Source organism: Undibacterium sp. GrIS 1.8 (assembly GCF_040544445.1).
GTDB lineage: Bacteria > Pseudomonadota > Gammaproteobacteria > Burkholderiales > Burkholderiaceae_D > Undibacterium.
The window spans coordinates 47,065-64,764 of record NZ_JBEONQ010000026.1 but is presented as its reverse complement, the minus strand read 5'-3'; the positions used below and the strand labels follow the sequence as shown (position 1 = coordinate 64,764).

At 47.0% G+C, this 17,700-nt stretch carries 14 protein-coding genes; 6 read left to right on the top strand and 8 right to left on the bottom strand.

Going from position 1 to position 17,700, the window contains the following annotated elements; translation table 11 throughout:
* Positions 1-126 precede the first annotated feature (126 nt).
* Complete coding sequence (locus AAKU64_RS13540; RefSeq protein WP_354333137.1) at positions 127-1,824, top strand: long-chain-fatty-acid--CoA ligase; 1,698 nt, start codon at positions 127-129, stop codon at positions 1,822-1,824.
* A 327-nt stretch (positions 1,825-2,151) separates the two neighbouring features.
* Here AAKU64_RS13540 and msrC read toward each other — a convergent pair whose 3' ends face one another.
* From msrC to AAKU64_RS13520, 4 genes are all read right to left on the bottom strand, one after another.
* Entirely contained in the window at positions 2,152-2,670 is a 519-nt protein-coding gene (gene msrC / locus AAKU64_RS13535; protein ID WP_354333135.1) for a free L-methionine (R)-S-oxide reductase MsrC, read from the bottom strand.
* Positions 2,671-2,942: 272 nt separating this feature from the next.
* Positions 2,943-4,811: a signal peptide peptidase SppA gene (sppA, locus tag AAKU64_RS13530; RefSeq protein ID WP_354333134.1), complete on the bottom strand. Its 1,869-nt coding sequence runs from the start codon at positions 4,809-4,811 to the stop codon at positions 2,943-2,945.
* A 164-nt stretch (positions 4,812-4,975) separates the two neighbouring features.
* The gene (locus AAKU64_RS13525; protein WP_354362246.1) at positions 4,976-6,001 is read right to left on the bottom strand and encodes a S1/P1 nuclease; all 1,026 of its coding nucleotides are present in this window, start codon (positions 5,999-6,001) and stop codon (positions 4,976-4,978) included.
* A gap of 184 nt (positions 6,002-6,185) precedes the next feature.
* A complete protein-coding gene (locus AAKU64_RS13520) occupies positions 6,186-6,905 on the bottom strand; it encodes a PEP-CTERM/exosortase system-associated acyltransferase (RefSeq protein WP_354333130.1) in 720 nt (239 codons plus the stop codon).
* A gap of 434 nt (positions 6,906-7,339) precedes the next feature.
* Here AAKU64_RS13520 and AAKU64_RS13515 point away from each other — a divergent pair, with 434 nt between their 5' ends.
* Both AAKU64_RS13515 and AAKU64_RS13510 read left to right on the top strand, forming a co-directional pair.
* Positions 7,340-7,783, top strand: coding sequence for a hypothetical protein (locus AAKU64_RS13515; protein WP_354333128.1), 444 nt, complete (start codon positions 7,340-7,342; stop codon positions 7,781-7,783).
* Positions 7,784-8,049: 266 nt separating this feature from the next.
* Positions 8,050-9,672, top strand: a complete 1,623-nt coding sequence (locus tag AAKU64_RS13510) for a peptide chain release factor 3 (protein ID WP_322121615.1) — start codon at positions 8,050-8,052, stop codon at positions 9,670-9,672.
* Between the two features lie 53 nt (positions 9,673-9,725).
* Here AAKU64_RS13510 and AAKU64_RS13505 read toward each other — a convergent pair whose 3' ends face one another.
* Positions 9,726-10,460 (bottom strand): YoaK family protein, encoded by a 735-nt coding sequence (locus AAKU64_RS13505; RefSeq protein ID WP_354333163.1) that lies wholly within the window; start codon positions 10,458-10,460, stop codon positions 9,726-9,728.
* A gap of 1,028 nt (positions 10,461-11,488) precedes the next feature.
* Here AAKU64_RS13505 and AAKU64_RS13500 point away from each other — a divergent pair.
* Together AAKU64_RS13500 and AAKU64_RS13495 are read left to right on the top strand one after the other, a co-directional pair.
* A complete protein-coding gene (locus AAKU64_RS13500; RefSeq protein WP_354362245.1) occupies positions 11,489-11,866 on the top strand; it encodes a DUF6404 family protein in 378 nt (125 codons plus the stop codon).
* 315 nt (positions 11,867-12,181) lie between these two features.
* Positions 12,182-13,063, top strand: a complete 882-nt coding sequence (locus AAKU64_RS13495; protein WP_354362244.1) for a pirin family protein — start codon at positions 12,182-12,184, stop codon at positions 13,061-13,063.
* 463 nt (positions 13,064-13,526) lie between these two features.
* Here the strand turns inward: AAKU64_RS13495 and AAKU64_RS13490 are convergent, their stop codons facing one another.
* From AAKU64_RS13490 to AAKU64_RS13480, 3 genes are all read right to left on the bottom strand, one after another.
* Positions 13,527-14,936, bottom strand: coding sequence for an MATE family efflux transporter (locus AAKU64_RS13490; protein ID WP_503012706.1), 1,410 nt, complete (start codon positions 14,934-14,936; stop codon positions 13,527-13,529).
* A gap of 184 nt (positions 14,937-15,120) precedes the next feature.
* Positions 15,121-15,720, bottom strand: coding sequence for a TetR/AcrR family transcriptional regulator (locus tag AAKU64_RS13485; RefSeq protein ID WP_354333119.1), 600 nt, complete (start codon positions 15,718-15,720; stop codon positions 15,121-15,123).
* 317 nt (positions 15,721-16,037) lie between these two features.
* Positions 16,038-16,640 (bottom strand): LysE/ArgO family amino acid transporter, encoded by a 603-nt coding sequence (locus tag AAKU64_RS13480; RefSeq protein WP_354333117.1) that lies wholly within the window; start codon positions 16,638-16,640, stop codon positions 16,038-16,040.
* Positions 16,641-16,740: 100 nt separating this feature from the next.
* Here AAKU64_RS13480 and AAKU64_RS13475 point away from each other — a divergent pair, with 100 nt between their 5' ends.
* Positions 16,741-17,640, top strand: coding sequence for a LysR family transcriptional regulator ArgP (locus AAKU64_RS13475; RefSeq protein ID WP_354333116.1), 900 nt, complete (start codon positions 16,741-16,743; stop codon positions 17,638-17,640).
* Positions 17,641-17,700: the final 60 nt, after the last annotated feature.

Genomic DNA, 17,700 nt, shown 5'->3' with positions numbered 1-17,700 from the left:
AGCGCAATAAGCCGTAATAAGCAGTAACGAGCCGTAATGAGCCGCAAAGAGTTAAACCGTAAGCAAAAAATAAGTACAAATAATTATAAATAAACAGATTTCATTTCCAACAAAGTGAGAGAGACAATGACAGATTTTCCTTGGATCGCATCCTACCCAGCCGGTGTCCGCTGGGACGCAGAGTTACCAGTTATGCCAGTGCCACAATTGCTTGATCATGCCTTGGAAAAATGGCCTGATCATCCGGCTCTCGACTTTATGGGTAAAAAGACCAGCTACCGTGAGTTGCATGCCTTGGTCGAAAAAGCTGCCGCAGGATTTCAGCAATTGGGTGTCAAGCCTGGTGTGCATGTTGGTTTGTTTTTGCCGAATACGCCGCACTACGTGATCAGTTTTTTTGCCGTATTAAAAGCGGGCGGTACGGTTGTCAATTACTCACCGCTGGATGCGGAAAAAGTCTTGGAGCATAAAATCGCCGACAGTGAGACTGACTTGCTGGTCACGCTCGACATGGTCATGCTATATCCGCAGATGGCAAAAATGCTCGGTCATACGCGCCTGAAAAAACTGATTATCGGCAATATCGCCGAGATGTCGCCTTACCCCGGCGCCGTACATGCCAATCTGGAGAAAGCGCAACAACTGTGTGCAATTCCCGATGATGCGCAGCATGTGCAATTTGCCCAATTGTTAGCAGGCGAAGCAAAGTTCAATGCGATTGTAGCGACCGATCCCAAAGATACGATCGCCGTTTTACAGTACACCGGCGGCACGACAGGTTTGCCTAAAGGTGCCATGCTGACGCATGCAAACTTAACGACAGCATGCAGCCAGATCAAAGAGACGCTGAATGTTAGCCCGCCGATTCTGACCGAAGGTGCAGAGCGGGTTCTGGCGGTGCTGCCGCTGTTCCATATTTATGCTTTAACCGTCGATATGTTGTTTGGCGTCTCTATGGGTGCAGAGATATTTTTGCATACCCGATTTGATGTGGAAGCCGTAGTGAAAGATCTGGCCAGTAAAAAAATCACCATCTTCCCAGGTGTGCCGACAATGTATACCGCCATCATCAATTATCCCGATATCAAACAATACGATCTGAGTTCGTTGAAGTTTTGCAACTCCGGCGGCGCACCTTTGCCAGCGGAAGTGTTGCAGCAATTTCAGAGCATTACCGGTTGTAGTTTGCTTGAAGGCTGGGGTATGACAGAGACCTCACCAACGGGTACGTTTACCTCGCTATTTAGTAAGCGCAAAGCAGGGTCTTGCGGCTTGCCAGCACCGGGGATTAATTTTAAATTTGCCAGCGTGGACGATGCTCGCAAGTATGTGGGCATAGGCGAGCGTGGCGAGATTTGTGTTGCGGGTGCCAATATCATGAAGGGTTATTGGAAGAAGCCAGAAGCGACCGCAGAGTCCTTTACCTCTGATGGATTTTTCCGTACAGGTGATGTCGGCTACATGGATGAAGATGGCTTTATCTATATCGTGGATCGCACTAAAGACATGATCTTATGCGGTGGTTACAACGTCTATCCACGCAATATTGAAGAAGCGATTTACGAGCATCCATCGGTCGCTGAGGTCAGCGTGATAGGCATACCGGACGCCTATCGTGGTCAGTCGCCAAAAGCATTTATCAAACTCAAAACCGGTGCAGCCACATTTACTTTAGACGAGTTGAAACACTTTTTGAAAGACAAACTAGGCAAACACGAGATGCTGCAAACCATGGAAATTCGGGCTGACTTGCCGAAAACGCCAGTAGGTAAGTTATCGAAGAAAGAGTTGTACGAAGAAGAGGCGAGAAAGCTGAAGGCTTGATATGGAAGTTTGACGTTTTGAGATGACAGTTTTAAAGTTGAATTTTAAAGCCGAATTTCAAAACATTCTGCAAGCTTGATCTGGATATCTATAAAGTAAATTGTGGGGAGTATGTGCTAATTTTTATGAATCGTCCAAATAATGATTGGACGATACGGTATCTAATTATGATACATCTACCCAGTATATTGTTTTTCTATTTTAAGATAAATCTGAAATAACGCAGAACGGTTCAGATAGTTCCAGAAAAATAAACCCAGATTTCCATTAGCTCAAATCCTAATGGAAAATCTGGGTTTAGATCTTATACAGACAGCTATCTCAGCCTTAGCTAAAATCCGTCGCATCGACAAACGCCGCGACCATCGCCTCTAATCCTTGCTGATCTTCTGCGCTAAATCGGTTCAGGCTTGGGCTGTCGATATCGAACACGCCAAACAATTCACCATTCTTGATCACGGGAATAACGATCTCCGCATTCGATGCCGAGTCACAGGCGATATGGCCAGGGAATGCATGCACGTCGGGTACCAGTATTGTTTTACGTTCTGCTGCTGATGTACCGCAAACACCTTTGCCAAATGCGATCCGGGCGCAAGCAACTTTGCCTTGGAAAGGGCCGACTAATAATTCTTGCTTGTTTGTGTTGGCACTATGCGCCGATGTTTTAGCCGGTTTTACCAGATAAAAACCTGCCCAATTTAAATCAGCGATGGTGTCATAGACCAGCGCAGAAAATTGTGCCGCGTTGGCGGTGAGATCGGTTTCGCCTTCCAAAATGCTGATCACTTGGCGAACAAGTAATTGGTAATCGGGCTTGGTGCTGGCGCTAGGTGGTGTGAACATAGTGTGGATGCTTGAGTAAGAAGACAGGATAAGAAATGAAGTATCTTAATGAAGACCATGCATTATCCCAGAATTTCTATCCGAGTCACCAAACGTATTCCCACTTAAACTTCGCCGATAAAAATTCGGCACGTAGATTTTGGACGAAAAAAAGGGCAAGCATCTTATTGCTTACCCTTTTTAGTTTTTATCCTTACTCGTTCTGGCAGAGCTACATCAAATCAAGTCATACAGAATCAAATCGAGCCAGAACATCGTGCTACATCCGGTTATTAAGGGACGCTGCACAGACAATGTGTCATCGCCGCATAGCCTTTATTACCTTTATTGATGTCAGATAACCAGCTCAATTCTTTTGCCATCTGCATGGCGGATTCTGGTGGTAAACCAGTCGGGACAATCGCTACTTTGAATTGGTCGTTTAATACAGTCGCAAATGCTTTGGCGACAGATGTACCAAACATGCTGAAGACGCGATCAAATTTGGAAGGCTCGCGCTCAATATACACAGTACGGTAATCCGCACCGAGTTTAGCGCGCTTGGCTGCCGATACCAGAGCATCGCCGTAGGTGCCAACCGTGTCGACCAAACCGCGATCTTTGGCTTGTTGACCTGTCCAGACACGGCCTTGTGCTACTGCATCAATTTTCTCTGGCGTAGTTTTGCGCGCCTTGGCTGCTTTGGTAGTGAAATCATCATAGATGTGGTTAATGCTGGCTTGTATTACTTCGCCAAATTTAGGGTCCAGCGGACGTAGCGGATTGAAGCCGTCCGCCAGCCAGGTTGTGGTTGTGCCGCCAGTGTGTACGCCGATTTTATCCAAGGCTTTGTCAGCAGTTGGCAAGATAGCGAATACACCGATTGATCCAGTGACTGTGGTCGCGTCGGCGATCACTTCGTCAGATGCCATCGATATCCAATAGCCGCCAGATGCTGCTACGTTACCCATAGAGACGACTACCGGTTTGCCTGCACTACGGGTCAACTCCAGTTCGCGACGGATTAGTTCCGAACCAAAGGCGCTGCCGCCAGGGGAATCAACACGCAGAACGATTGCTTTGATCTGGTCATCCTCACGCGCTTTGCGGATCAGGTTGGCAGTAGAGAGACCGCCAATCGCTCCGGGTGGCGCCATCCCTTCGCTGATCTCGCCAGAAGCGATGACAACACCGATGGCATCGCCCAGAATTTTTGGTCTTAGTGAGGCCAGATAATCGTCAAACGCTACTTGCTTAAAACTCTTGTTCTGATCATCACGCGCACCTTTAGAAATCATTAACTGGCGAATTTCATCACGGGTTTTCAGTCCATCCAACAGCTTGGCATTGACCGCCATTTTTGCTGCGTCACCGTTAGTCGCTTTTAGCAAATCGGGTAATTGATTGATGCCTTGCATGATGCTACCAGCGGGTAATTTACGGGCTTTTTCTACATCGCCGGTATAGCTTGCCCACATCGCGTTATACAAATAACTTTCAGCTTCAGTTGCTGCGGCCGACGGTTCGTTGGCGATGTAAGGCTCGGCAAAACTTTTATAAGTACCGACCTTAATCAGGTTGACTGTGATGCCGAGTTTGTCGAGTGCATCGCGGTAGTAATTGCGATAGCGACCAAAGCCAGTCAGCATCACATTACCCATCGGGTGCATATACACTTCAGTCGCATGCGAGGCTAGAAAATATTGGCGCTGATCATAACTGGAGCCCCAGGCTACTACGGTTTTGCCACTAGCTTTAAAGCGATCAATCGCGGCAGCTACCTCACGCAACATTGGCAAGCCTGCGCCTTGCATCTCATCTGTCATGAGGACCAGGCTAGTAATCTTTGGGTCTTTGGATGCGCTGTCTAGCACCGCCAAAATATCGCGTAGCTGCATCGTTTTTTGTGCCGTACCTTGGGCTTCTGCCAGCAAAGTATCGCGTGCGCTACCAGCATTTTGTTCAACCAGGCTGCCTTTTAACGTCAGCATCAGCGCAGTTTTATCATCCAATTTTTTGCCTGGACCAGAGAAAATGCCAACGGCAATTACGATAATCAGAGTCAGCAAGATTAAATTAAGAATAAGGCGGCGGCCAAAATCCAGAGCATTCCAGACAAAAACAATGCTGTTTTTTATCCAGCGGATTGGGGTGAAAGACATGCGTGCTCCTGAAAGTAGGAAAGTATAGAAAAAATCAAAGTAAATGCCGGACGAGAACTATTTGTGACTACTGATGACAATTGACGATAACTGGTAACAGTTGTTGAAACTAAAAGCGCTATAGCATAGAGCTAAAAAGCGCCTTATTGTGATTCAGGCGAAAATTATTCTGGCCAGATGGCTTGTAAAACTTGCGCCAGATGAGCGCCAGCTTTCGTCAACGCATCTTCTTTGACGTTATACATGGTTTTTTCATAAGCTAACGGTAAGGCGATAGACCAGTTATTGCCTTTGACATTGGGTGTACGCTGACTAAATTGCGCGCCGCCAAAAACCAGACGGGCGTTGCGGATCGATTCGTCTGCCCACAGCACTGGCCATTCTTGGATCGGGGCAGCATCCGCAGCGACAGTTTTAGCTTTTTTCGCCAATGATTCGTTCATCCTGCCGCGCTTAAAATTCAGCGGCACATCGTCCCACAGCGAATGTAAATTACCACAAGGGCAATTTAACGCATTGCCACCAATGGTATTAGATGTTTTGTCATATTGCGTGTCGTCGGGATTAATGATTTTGCCGTCTGCACCAAGATAAATTGAGCCTACATGCAAAGGTTGGTGGATATCGCCAACATAATGTGTCAGCAACTCCAAGGCTTCGCGCTGATCTTTAATGCTAAATGGTGCTGGTGCCGGTTTGCCGCTCAGCACATCGATACTTGCCTGAATCGCGTGCACCACATCATGATCGCTCGTCCCTGTATAGCCCGTTTTGTAGTGGTCGTGCTGCAAGCTCACATCGGAGTAGTGATATTGTTTGTGACAGCTTTCTTCATCCGCGCCCGGGTTACAGTTGCTTTGATTGCGACGGACAAAATCAGCCAGGGCCTTGATGTCTTCCGGGTTTTCAAACGGCTGGCATTCTGGATAGCGCCCTGGCACGGTGTAAGCGTAGTCTTTTTCAGGGCTGATACCTTTTGCACAATCAGCCCATACGGAGACTAGCTCCAGACTGCGATTGCCCAAAATAGATTTAACTTTTTCACCCGCCTTAGTCCCGGCCAGCATCGTATCGGCAATCGCGCCTACTGTTTGGTGCCCGTCAGCGCCCCAGGCAAAAGCCAGTTGAGGTAAATAAACTAGGCCAGCCAGCAGGCCAGCGACTAATTTTTTGTTGATATGTTTATTCATACAATTTCAAAGAGTCCAAGTGATTGGTAATGGCAATATGAGTAAATTCAATGTCCGGTGCTTTGTAGAATGCTGCGGATGGCCGTTATGTTGGTAATAGCCGCAATAGCGGTATTTCTGAATTCTTTTCTGCGCGAAAGATTAAACCATTTTTTTGCTAAGGCTGCCATCACCACTTGGTTTTTCAATAGGGCGAAAAATCTTTTGGAGGCCACATAGTCTCCTCGATAAACGTACTACTCGGATCCGTCAGGTGTTTTGCGAATTGCAGATAAAAATCCCGATTTTTCTCTGCTACTTGTCGTTCAATTTCTGCAATCGATGCGATACATGGAATGACTTGTCCGTAATAATCAGTTGCCGGGCCAATTTGCCGAAAATTAAAATGATAACGTTGTAACAGCCGCATCAGACTCGGCTCCATTGCGGCTAGCAAATATTTAATGTCACGCTGTTTCGCATAAGAAAACATCACCCGGAACAATTCCATCAGCAAGTCAGAAATACCGAAATCGGTGAAGTCATTGCGTTGCTCGCCGATGCCTGTAGGCACGGTTAATCTGTCGGGGCGCATGGTAGAGCGTTTTTTTTTGCTGATTAAAAGGCGTGAGATTTCCGCAAACTCTAGCGGCGATGCATCTTTTGGCAAATCTTTGACCGCACAATGATCAAAAATAGGGAAATGCATATTTGTCGATCGTACTAAACGCAGGCTACCAACAATGTTTTCGCCGTGTGCAAAGGCGCCCAGATGAATTGCAGAGTCATCATATTCGTCTTGTTCGGTTTCAGAAGGATAATCTTTCGGATCAAGAAACAATTTTTCGATGCAATACACCTGGTAGCGCAAGGCAAATATTTTTTGCAGTTCGTCCCGTTTTTGTACTCGTTTTACATAAAACATCAAAAGCCTTTATCTACTGGTTTATGCGATCGCCTGTATTTAAATATTGTTATGTGGAAAATCGCTTTTTTTAAACGTTTTTTGCACCAAGATATGTGCAAGAAGTTTAACTATCATTGACAGTTTTTTAGAATGAACCAACGTAAGATACATCCTAGATATTAGTAATTATTTGATTATCTGAGTCAACATTGTCTTGTACTAGGAATCGCTCCCATTTTTTCGCTGATTCTTTTATTGAATCTCCCACTCTAGCAAGCTTCTTATTTATGTTTGATGCTTGATAGTTATTCCTTATAATTATTGCTTAATAACATCAATAAACCATTAAGCGGATAACGAGCTTCATTTCAGATGTGCCTGCCACACGCAATACTACGAATAGTAGTATGCATTGCTGAAATTTTATTCTTCTATCCGCAAAAAAAGACTGTATGCGACCACACGGAAACTTTACCACTTATATTGATGACCAAGTATTGGTGTCAGAGGTGCGTGGCCAATGGAATATTGAACTACTGGACGCGTGGTTTAACGCGATGATGCCCCATATTGAAGAAATTTCTGCAAAAGGACTCTGGGGCACGGTAGGGATTATGCATGATTCTTTGCTGTGTTCTCGCGAAGCCTTAGAAACACTAGCATACAGAGCACAAATTGCAGTAGATAAGCGTCATTTGGTTTGCAGTGCGTTTGTGGCAAAACAAGATGTTGAAGGACGTAACTTTATCGAACCAGTGTATGAAAAATTCTACAAAGGCGTTTGCCCTATTCAATTTTTTGATAATTATGGGGATGCCAAGGCCTGGGTAGTTCAGCAATGTGCGGATGCTGCAAAGAAAGGTTTGCCCAGCTTGAAGATTGATGAAAAGATGTAATTTACTTAAGTAAGTCTGATGCATTGCAAGTTAGTAATAAAGACATGATTGATCAGGCACTACCAGTATTCGTTAGCACGCCGGAATAGCTCATTGAAAAATATGTCACCGCGTATTCATAAAATATTAGAATAAAAACATTCTGCAATTTATTCTAACTATCCTCCTTATTCGACACAAACCCTAAACCCCGTTAAACTTGTCAGCTTTTGTTTAATTTGGCCAATACCGTGTCCGACCTCAATTCTCCCTCCGATTCTGAAGCAATTCAGCCCTCTGTCACCGTTTCCAGTGATTTGATTAACCGTGAGGTTGAGCGTCGCCGTACTTTTGGCATTATTTCTCACCCAGACGCGGGTAAAACCACGCTGACCGAAAAACTTTTAATGTTTTCCGGCGCGATTCAGTTAGCGGGCACGGTCAAAGCACGTAAGAGTGGTCGCCATGCCACCTCGGACTGGATGGAGATTGAAAAACAGCGCGGAATTTCTGTCGCATCCTCAGTCATGCAGTTTGAATATCGTGATCACGTCGTCAATTTGCTCGATACACCAGGTCACCAGGATTTTTCTGAAGATACTTACCGCGTCTTGACGGCGGTTGATTCTGCCTTGATGGTGATTGACGCGGCCAAAGGTGTGGAAGAGCAAACCCTCAAGCTGCTAAATGTATGCCGAATGCGCAATACGCCGATCATCACCTTCGTCAACAAGATGGATCGTGAAACCCGCGATCCTCTGGAATTACTGGATGAGTTGGAATCGGTATTAAAAATTAAATGTGCGCCTGTTACATGGCCGATTGGCATGGGCAAAACCTTCCGCGGTGTGTACCATATTTTGCGCGATGAAATTTTACTTTTCACACCAGGCAGCGAGCGTGCCGATCAAGAATTTGAAGTCGTCAGCGGAATCAATAATCCTCGCCTGGCAGAAATGTTTCCGCTAGAAATTGAACAGTTAAAAATGGAAGTGGAACTGGTGCACGGCGCCTCCCATCCATTTAGTCTGGATGATTTTTTGGCAGGTGTTCAGACGCCGGTCTTCTTTGGTTCTGCAATCAACAACTTTGGTGTGCGCGAGATTCTCAATGCCTTGCTGGATTGGGCGCCGGCACCGCGTGAGCGTGATGCCAGCGTGCGTTCGGTAGCACCAAAAGAGGTGCCGTTCACTGGATTTATTTTTAAAATTCAAGCGAATATGGATCCCGCTCACCGTGACCGTATCGCCTTCTTGCGGGTTTGTTCTGGGCGTTTTGAGCGGGGCATGAAACTCAAGCATTTACGCTTGAACCGCGAGATCAAAGTGTCTTCGGTAGTAACCTTTATGGCGTCTTCCCGCGAGCAGGTGGAAGAAGCTTATGCAGGCGATATTATCGGTTTGCCGAATCACGGCAATATGCAAATTGGCGATAGTTTCTCTGAGGGCGAATTATTGCAGTTCACAGGGATTCCTTACTTTGCACCTGATTTTTTCCGCACAGCACGGATTCTGAATCCACTGAAAATCAAGCAATTGCAAAAGGGTTTACAGCAGTTGGGTGAAGAGGGAGCAGTACAAGTATTTAAGCCCGTGGTCAGCAGCGATTTGGTATTGGGCGCGGTTGGAGTATTGCAGTTTGAAGTTGTAGCAAGCAGGCTTAAAAATGAATATGGTGTCGATGCCGTATTTGAAGGCACCAGCATCAGCAGTGCCCGGTGGATTACTTGCGACGATAAAAAAATGCTGGCTGATTTTGAACGCTCCAGCGCTGGCGGCAATATCGCTTTTGATGCAGCTGGCAATATGGCTTATCTGGCGACCTCCGGTGTGAATTTGAAGTTGACACAAGAACGTTGGCCTGGTGTGGTGTTCCATGCGACCCGTGAGCATGCCGCTAAGCTGGATTAAAATCCGAGGAAAAATCAAACAAAACCGCTATTGAGAAATCACCGGCGGTTTTTTTATGAGGATTTAAATCGTGGCGCCAAAGATAAAGTTACCAGCGCAATCGCCAGCGGCAAAGTAGAAATAAATCCCAGATATTTGAATCCTGCTGCGCCGACTAATCCACCAATAAAAAATGCGGAGATCAGCATCGATTGTATTTTTAATTTTACGCGATTGGCGACGACTTCCGATTGACTGGGAATGGTTTTATTGCGGTTCCAGTAAATTAATTTACCCAATTCAATCCCTATATCTGTGACTAAACCTGTGACATGCGTGGTACGGATTTCTGCGTTAGAAATTTTAGTGATCAGCGCATTTTGTAATCCCATCACATAGCACAACAATACCGCGGTGAACGATACCGTGATCACTTCATGCTGGCGCAATGTCGTACCGACTAGACCAAATAGTAAAAGCAAACTGGCTTCTAAAAGTAATACCGGTGTGTAGATATAGTCCGGCGTATTGCGTTTGGCATAGTTGACGATAATCGCGGTGCTGGCCGATCCTGAGATAAACGCAGCAAGCATCAGCAATGCCGCAAATGCGGGTATCAGCCGGCCTAAAATAATGTCATCTGCAGCTGAGGAGACGATCCCCGTCATGTGCGAGGTATATTGCCCCACCGCCAAAAATCCACCGGCATTAAGCGCGCCAGCATTACATGCTAAAGCAACACCAAGATGCAAATTGGCTTGCGCCGTGCGTTGGGGTGAGGTCAGTTGAGCGAGATAACTAAGTGGCATAGCGGCAATCGATGCAGATGTGAGCAAGTCCCTGAGATATTTAGGAAGATGATTCAGTGTAGCGGACGAAACGGAATACCAGCAAGCTGATACGCTGATACCGTCGCAAATCAAAGTAATTTCAGGACTTATGCAAAACCGCATCCGCTGTGTTGTAGCGCTGATCTGTACAAGTTGTCACTCGATCTGACAGGATGCATCAGATCGTGAATGTCGCAGTTGTGCCCTTACGAACCGGTCAAATGATTTTCTTGAGTGTTTGCATAGCTACGAACGCTGACATACGAACAGATCCAGTAGACATAAGTTTACTCAATGCGTAAGCTATTGCACTTATCACGAATACAATTTTTAACGTGGATAAGCTACTTTGGTTGTTTGAAACTGAGTTTGGAAGTGAGACGATCGGTATCCATGGAAGCTGTCTGCCTTTCTTGGTTATTTAGTGCTGTATATATGTACCGCATATAGCGGAAAGCCTTACAGAGCAGGAGTTACGGACGGATTGGCTTGCAAGGATGCTCGTACAAACCGCTAGGTTAGGCGGATTTTTTTTCACTCTATTTGAAGTTATGCGGAAAATACGCGAAATAATACGTATTGCTGAACAACCTGCATGACTCACTCCATAAGTTAGGCAATTGATTCATCATGACTGTATTTATAAAATGGATTCTATGTTGGATTGGGTTTTTTGCTGGCGGCGCGGTCACGGGACTGCTTGCAATGCATTTGTCTGAATTATTTGCGTTGGCGTTCTTTGGCAATTTATTTGCTTGGTCAATATATATGAGGCAAATTGAGTGCCCAAACTGCAGAACGCCGGTTTATCAGACGAGCGATGATTACTATCAGCGGCCTCGGATAATACGAGTTCCAGTTGAGATTTTTAAGACTAAATGTCACGTCTGCGGCTGTGACTTGACTAAGAACCCATAAGGGATGTCACCTTGATGTATATCGCTATAGAGAATAACTTGCCGTTCGACGTAGACGCTTCGCGCATGTCAAATTTACGTTAGGTGCTTATGAACCATCGAGAACGTGTTGAGCAGTACGAGGAATACATGGTGGCGCAAGGAGTGGCAAGAAACAATGCCGTGCCTAAGCTGTGGCGTTGGATGTGGTCCATTGGGATTGAGTGTCCGCCACCACCATTTATTAGTTTCATTGTCTTGGGGCTTATCAGCGGTACATGTCTCGCCATAATCCCGCCGATGTTGTGGCTCTATTCCATACTTCGTCATCCGGCTAGGCATCACTTGTCTGCGGTAGAGGTCTTGTGGTTCATGGCGGGTTGCTTTGCGGTCGGCTCGTTGGCCGGTCCGTTTTACTATCGACACATCGCGCGCAAATATGGTCTCGTTTGCTGGTCAAGCTTTCGCGGCAAGCGTCAAGATTCGTAGGGACGTCTATGAGGCTTCAAGTACTTAACGATTCAATCGAGAGGACAGCGCCCTGCAAGCGGGGCGCCGCCTCTCATCTCAAACCTTAAAACATCATCGCCAGTGTCTCCTTTCAGTGGCGGATTCGACCAGACGTACGTTCGATGATCGCTAGTGACCGTAATGTAGCGATTTCAGACGCTCATTATCTGATACGCCATGTTCGGTTGGATTGCAACTACGACAGCTTATCCGTATAAAGTAATCTCATCGTCACGATGCCTTGCAGAGATAATTTTAATAAATCCTAAATTTAATCGTTTTCAGGAGATTGTTATGACCATCAAATTAATTCGCGGCCAGACCCGCGATATTGGCTTCCCAGTGAAGCGTTTGCTGCCGGATGCAACGATAAGACGCATCGGACCGTTTGTATTTTTTGATCATATGGGGCCGGCGTTCTTCACTCCAGGTGGGCACGCTGGTGACGTCAGACCTCATCCACACATTGGTCTGGCAACGGTGACCTACCTGTTTAGCGGCGCAATGATGCACAGAGATAGTCTGGGTAGTGTGCAGCGGATTGTGCCTGGAGATATTAACTGGATGACTGCGGGACGTGGGATAGTGCATTCAGAACGTATGCCTGAGGATATCCGTGAACAAGGCATCGCAGTACAGGGTTTGCAGATGTGGGTGGCGTTGCCGGAAAAAGATGAAGAGATTGCGCCAGCCTTCCATCATTATCCGGCGGATGAATTGCCACGGATTGAATTGACTGGCGTGCGGCTGCATGTCTTGGCAGGCTGCGTGTTTGACCAGACTTCGCCAGTAGTTTGTCATAGCCCCACTTTATATGTGGCCGCATGGCTGGATCTGGGCGCAACGCTGGATATTCCGGCGACAGCGGCGGCGTACGCTGAGCGCGGCTTATACGTTATCAGTGGCGGCGTTGTTGTGAATACGCAGCCTATAGAGGCGGGCACGCTGCTTGTGCTAGAGGCTGGCGACGATATTGTGATTAAGGCCGATGCCAATAGTATTTTGATGCTGTTGGGCGGCGACGCCTTGGAGAAAGCGCCCAGCTTGTGGTGGAATTTTGTGTCCACTTCTAAGGAGCGTTTAGAGGCCGCGAAACTAGCATGGGCCAATCAGGACGCAAGCCTGTTCCCGCCGGTGCCGGGTGAGTCGGAATGGATACCATTGCCTGATCATTAGCACTACAACAGCGTGCCTAACATCGCGATAACGGCTATGCGATAGCGATATGAATGTGGTTAAAAGGGTAGTGAGGCGATGATTAAACACATCTATTCAGCGTGAGAATGGATCTTTATGTTATCGTCAATTTAATATACTCCCATTATGTATATATAGAGCGTCCATTTATTAATTGGACAATACGGCATATTTAGTAAAATAAATGGGGAGTATATTAAATTTGCCAAATTTTTACGTAGATAACTGCTTATTTATAATCTCTAGCCATGTTGTTTATTCGGGCCGATGATAAAGAGAGCGCCTGATTGTTTTTTCAATTGTCAGCTAACTGAATTATTCAACAAAGCTCACCGGTACGCATGTCGTTTCTGCGTGCCTTTAGCAGTAATCTTGCTGTTGCTCTAACAACCGCAGCCCTCAGAGCAACAGCTTTAAGAACCATCACTTGCAGGCGAGCCGCCTAAGCTGACGCGGCTCTTTCATGGTTCAATCGTCGCAGCAAACCATTGGTGGTACGCGGCCATCCGATTGGGCCAAACCAAGCGCCGCCAGCAATCGCAGTCGCATTGACTGCCCCATAAATCACCAGCGCAACAGCTTGGGCCAAAAATACACCAGCCAAGCCGCCGCTATGATGCATTGCCATCCAGCCACCGATACCAGCAACTGACAGGCGGATAATATTACCTAGCAACGGCCACATCAAACGCCCAGCTCCTTGCGAGCAAAAATACAGGGTTAGACCCAGTCCGAAGAAGCCATACATTGGACCGACAATATGCAGATATTGAGAGCCAGCTTCCAGCATCGCCGGGTCGCTGTTAAAAATACTCAGCCAGGCGTGCGGGAAAAATGCGGCCCATAAACCAATCAGTTCTGTGACCACAAACGCCATGCCAGCGCCAATCCAGCTTGCCCGCAAAGCTCGCTCATGCTGACCTGCGCCTATGCAGGTGCCGACCATGGTGACTAATGGGCCGCCCAAGCCAAATACCAGCGGTACTAATAAATATTCCAGCCGTGAGGCAGTGCCATAACCGGCAATCGCGGCAGTACCAAAGCTGCCCACAAATGCCGTCGCAATACCAATGGTGACATTGGTCGCAACCGTAGATACCGCGCCGATCAATCCCACTTTTAAAATGTCGCCAAACAATTTTTTCTGGAATGTGAAGTTGACCAGAGTTGGGCGTAATAAGCTTTTGCTGGATCGCAAGTAAATAAAAAATACGATACAACCGATAAAATAATATGCCAGCAAGGCCATCGCACCGCCGGCAATACCCATAGGCGCGATAGGTCCCCAGCCAAAAATCAGCAAGGGTGACAAAGGAATCAATACCACCGTTCCCACGCAAGTCACCATCGCCGGAAAAGCCATATTGCCGGTACCCCGGATAATCGCCGCGAAGCAGTTAAATAACCAGATCAGCACCGCACCTGAGAACACCCAGCTGGAATAAGTGAGTGCAGCATCTAGCGAGCCGCCATTGCCGCCCATCTGGCTATACAGCCAATGTCCGCCAGTCAGCACAATCAGCGTAAACGTCAATCCAAATCCAAGCGCAATCAGCATTGCATGCAACACCAATGCATCGGCATCAGCACGCCGCCGAGCGCCCAGTGCCCGCGCAATCGCAGATGCAATCCCGCCTCCTACTGCGCCGCCCGACATCATTTGCATCAACATCACAACAGGGAAGGTCAGCGCCATACCTGCCAGCGCATCGGTGCCTAATTTGCCGACGAAATAAGTTTCGATCAAGCCCACTGCGGCTTGTGCTGCCATCACCAAAACATTCGGTGCGCCTAGCCCCAATAAGGTCGATAAAATCGGTGCTTCCAGCAACAGCTTGGTGCGTGCATCCATTGATGTATCAGGTATGGCGGTTGTCGCTACTAGCTTTATCGTATCTGGAGTAGCGCTCATTTGAGCGCTTATGTTAGTGCTGGGAGCGGTTTGCATACGATCTTTCAATATGGGTTTGCAGCATGGTTTTACTAATTAACTCGGATTAACTTCTTGATCAATTCAGTAATCAGTTTCAAGATTATTAATCTGCATTTTGATGTGCAAAAAATCCGCGTACTGCCGCCAGCAATTCATCTGACAAAGGATCGCCCTTGGTCGCTCTTGCCAGCGTCATTGCGCCGACCACGGCTGCCATTGCCACCAGTGCTTGCTCACGCTGAGTCTGCGCGCCTGCACCCGCCATGGTTTCAAGCGCTTTTGCCATATTTTTAATGCCGCTCAGATAGGCGTCGCGCACTGGTTTATCCGGCGTTTCGCGCATCACATCCGTCGCAAATGCCAATGCCGGGCAACCTTGGCCGGCATTATCTCTATGGCGCGAGGTCAGATAATGGTCGGCATAGTTTTTTAAACTGGCGGCACCGTCCACGCCTGAGCCTGCTTGTTTTGTGCGTTTTTCCCGGCTCTGTGCTGCTTTTGTAAAGGCGTGTTCACAGGCGACAGCGGCGAGTTCGTCCTTTGAGGCGAAGTGGCCATAAAACCCGCCATGCGTCAGCCCTGCTGCCGACATCAAATCCGCCACGCTGACACCAGCAATACCTTGCTCGCGGAATAAACGAGCCGAAACATCTTCAATCGTCGCACGATTGGATTCCATTTGTTCGCGTGATACCCGTGGCATTACCTACTCCCGATTTGGTCAATAAATACATCATAGATGATAATCGTCATAAATAAAATAGATTATTATTATCATCTATAAAAATTTAAAAATAACTTATTTCTAGGCGTGTTAGACGGTTGGCGGTGTTTATCTTGCTCAGGAACAGCAAGGGTATTTCAATACTGAGAGAGAATTGGGTACAGTTGTTGCAGGACTGTTTTATTAGCTGTAAATCACTCACTAGTTTTTAATGAGCAAACATGGTCGAAACTAGAGTGAATAAATAACTGCTAGCGAACGACCTGTATGGATGAGGTTTCCCGGCGTCAGTATTCTCAACCTATGAATAGCATCACGCTGAGTCCGATCATAGAAATTGCGATCGCCGTATCCAGTAAGCGCCATGCAATTGCTTTGCTGAAGAGTGGAGCTAGTTTGCGTGCGCCGAACCCCAGCGCAAAGAACCAGGCGAAACTGGCCATTGAGCCGCCAAGTCCAAAAATCCATCGACCCGTGCCTTGGCGCTGATTGGCTAGCGAGCCTAGAAGAATCACTGTATCCAGATAAACATGTGGATTGAGAAAAGTGAAGCTTAGACAAGTCGCTATGGCGGTGCCCAGGGATGCGCCAATCTCGGCGTTAACCACTAGGTGATTTGACTGGAGTGCTCGCTTTCCCGCAGCGATACCATATGCTGCTAAAAATATCGCTCCGCCATATCGTGCGAAAGTTAGTACAGCAGGATTCGATTGAATCAGTAGTCCCAGACCTGCAACCCCAGCTATGATCAGCAATGCGTCGGCGCAGGAGCACACCAGAACGACCGGAACAATATGCTCATTCCGTATACCTTGTCGTAAGACAAAAGAATTCTGAGCCCCGATGGCGAGGATGAGGGTTGCTCCCGATAGAAATCCAGAGAGAAAATCAGAGATCATATAAACCTAGCGCAATCAATAGAGTAATAAAGGGATAGCGCAGATTATTCAGCTAGAATCATTAAGTAAAGCTAAATATTTTTAATCTACATTAGAAAAAATGAATATCAAAGTCGATAATGCCCAGCTGTCTGCATTTGCTGCCGTACTGAATGAGGGAACCTTTGAGCTTGCTGCCCGGAAGTTAAACCTGACACCTTCAGCAATTAGTCAGCGAATCAAGTTGCTTGAGGATCGTTTGGGGCAAATCCTGATCCAGCGCACAACGCCCTGCCAGCCTACGGCAGCAGGGCGTATATTTTTGCGATATGCAGAGCAGGTGGCTTTGCTGGAATCAGAAATGTTTTCTGGTTTATCTGTGCAAACAGAAGATGCTTCTGTTGCCGTAAGAATTCCGATTGTCTTAAATGCCGATTCGTTGGATAGCTGGTTTAGTTCAGTATTTCAGGCGGTCGCACTTGATGGTTCGATGATGTTGGATGTCAGAACCGAGGACCAAGACTACTCAATGGCTCTTTTGCGCGAAGGTAGCGTAATGGCTGGAGTGAGTGCCAGCGCAGATGCAATCCAAGGATGTAAAGTTGAACCGTTGGGCATCATGCGTTATCTGGCAGTTGCTACACCGGAGTTCAAGACACGCTATTTCCCAAAGGGCGTTAATGCAAAAGCGCTTGAGCTTGCCCCTATGTTGAAGTTCAATCAAAAGGATGCCTTGCAAGATGTTTTTATATCACGGTTCACGACAAATTTAATCCGACCTCGCATACACATGATTCCATCTACCCGCTCATTTTTTCAGGCGGCGTGCGCAGGTCTTGGCTGGGGCATGATGCCAGAGCACATTGTTGAGTCAGCTTTGCAGCGAGGGGAGCTGATCCATATCGCGAAGAGGTATCCGCTAGATATTTCTTTGTATTGGCATCGCTGGAGAATTAGTTCAACTTATCTGGATTGTATTTCCTCGATGGTTCACGAGGCAGCGCAAAAGACCTTGCGCTAATCATTCAAAAGTAATTTCTTTTTAGTCGCGCGTGAAAAATACGTGTTCGCCAGCTAAGAA

What these genes read in the sequence shown, in the direction of transcription:
- AAKU64_RS13490 (WP_503012706.1), bottom strand. Translation starts at nt 14,936, where the DNA reads ATGGATGCACGCACCAAGCTGTTGCTGGAAGCACCGATTTTATCGACC.
- AAKU64_RS13525 (WP_354362246.1), bottom strand. Translation starts at nt 6,001, where the DNA reads ATGAATAAACATATCAACAAAAAATTAGTCGCTGGCCTGCTGGCTGGC.
- AAKU64_RS13495 (WP_354362244.1), top strand. Translation starts at nt 12,182, where the DNA reads ATGACCATCAAATTAATTCGCGGCCAGACCCGCGATATTGGCTTCCCA.
- AAKU64_RS13475 (WP_354333116.1), top strand. Translation starts at nt 16,741, where the DNA reads ATGAATATCAAAGTCGATAATGCCCAGCTGTCTGCATTTGCTGCCGTA.
- AAKU64_RS13505 (WP_354333163.1), bottom strand. Translation starts at nt 10,460, where the DNA reads ATGCCACTTAGTTATCTCGCTCAACTGACCTCACCCCAACGCACGGCG.
- sppA (WP_354333134.1), bottom strand. Translation starts at nt 4,811, where the DNA reads ATGTCTTTCACCCCAATCCGCTGGATAAAAAACAGCATTGTTTTTGTC.
- AAKU64_RS13500 (WP_354362245.1), top strand. Translation starts at nt 11,489, where the DNA reads ATGAACCATCGAGAACGTGTTGAGCAGTACGAGGAATACATGGTGGCG.
- AAKU64_RS13485 (WP_354333119.1), bottom strand. Translation starts at nt 15,720, where the DNA reads ATGCCACGGGTATCACGCGAACAAATGGAATCCAATCGTGCGACGATT.
- AAKU64_RS13540 (WP_354333137.1), top strand. Translation starts at nt 127, where the DNA reads ATGACAGATTTTCCTTGGATCGCATCCTACCCAGCCGGTGTCCGCTGG.
- msrC (WP_354333135.1), bottom strand. Translation starts at nt 2,670, where the DNA reads ATGTTCACACCACCTAGCGCCAGCACCAAGCCCGATTACCAATTACTT.
- AAKU64_RS13480 (WP_354333117.1), bottom strand. Translation starts at nt 16,640, where the DNA reads ATGATCTCTGATTTTCTCTCTGGATTTCTATCGGGAGCAACCCTCATC.
- AAKU64_RS13520 (WP_354333130.1), bottom strand. Translation starts at nt 6,905, where the DNA reads ATGTTTTATGTAAAACGAGTACAAAAACGGGACGAACTGCAAAAAATA.
- AAKU64_RS13515 (WP_354333128.1), top strand. Translation starts at nt 7,340, where the DNA reads ATGCGACCACACGGAAACTTTACCACTTATATTGATGACCAAGTATTG.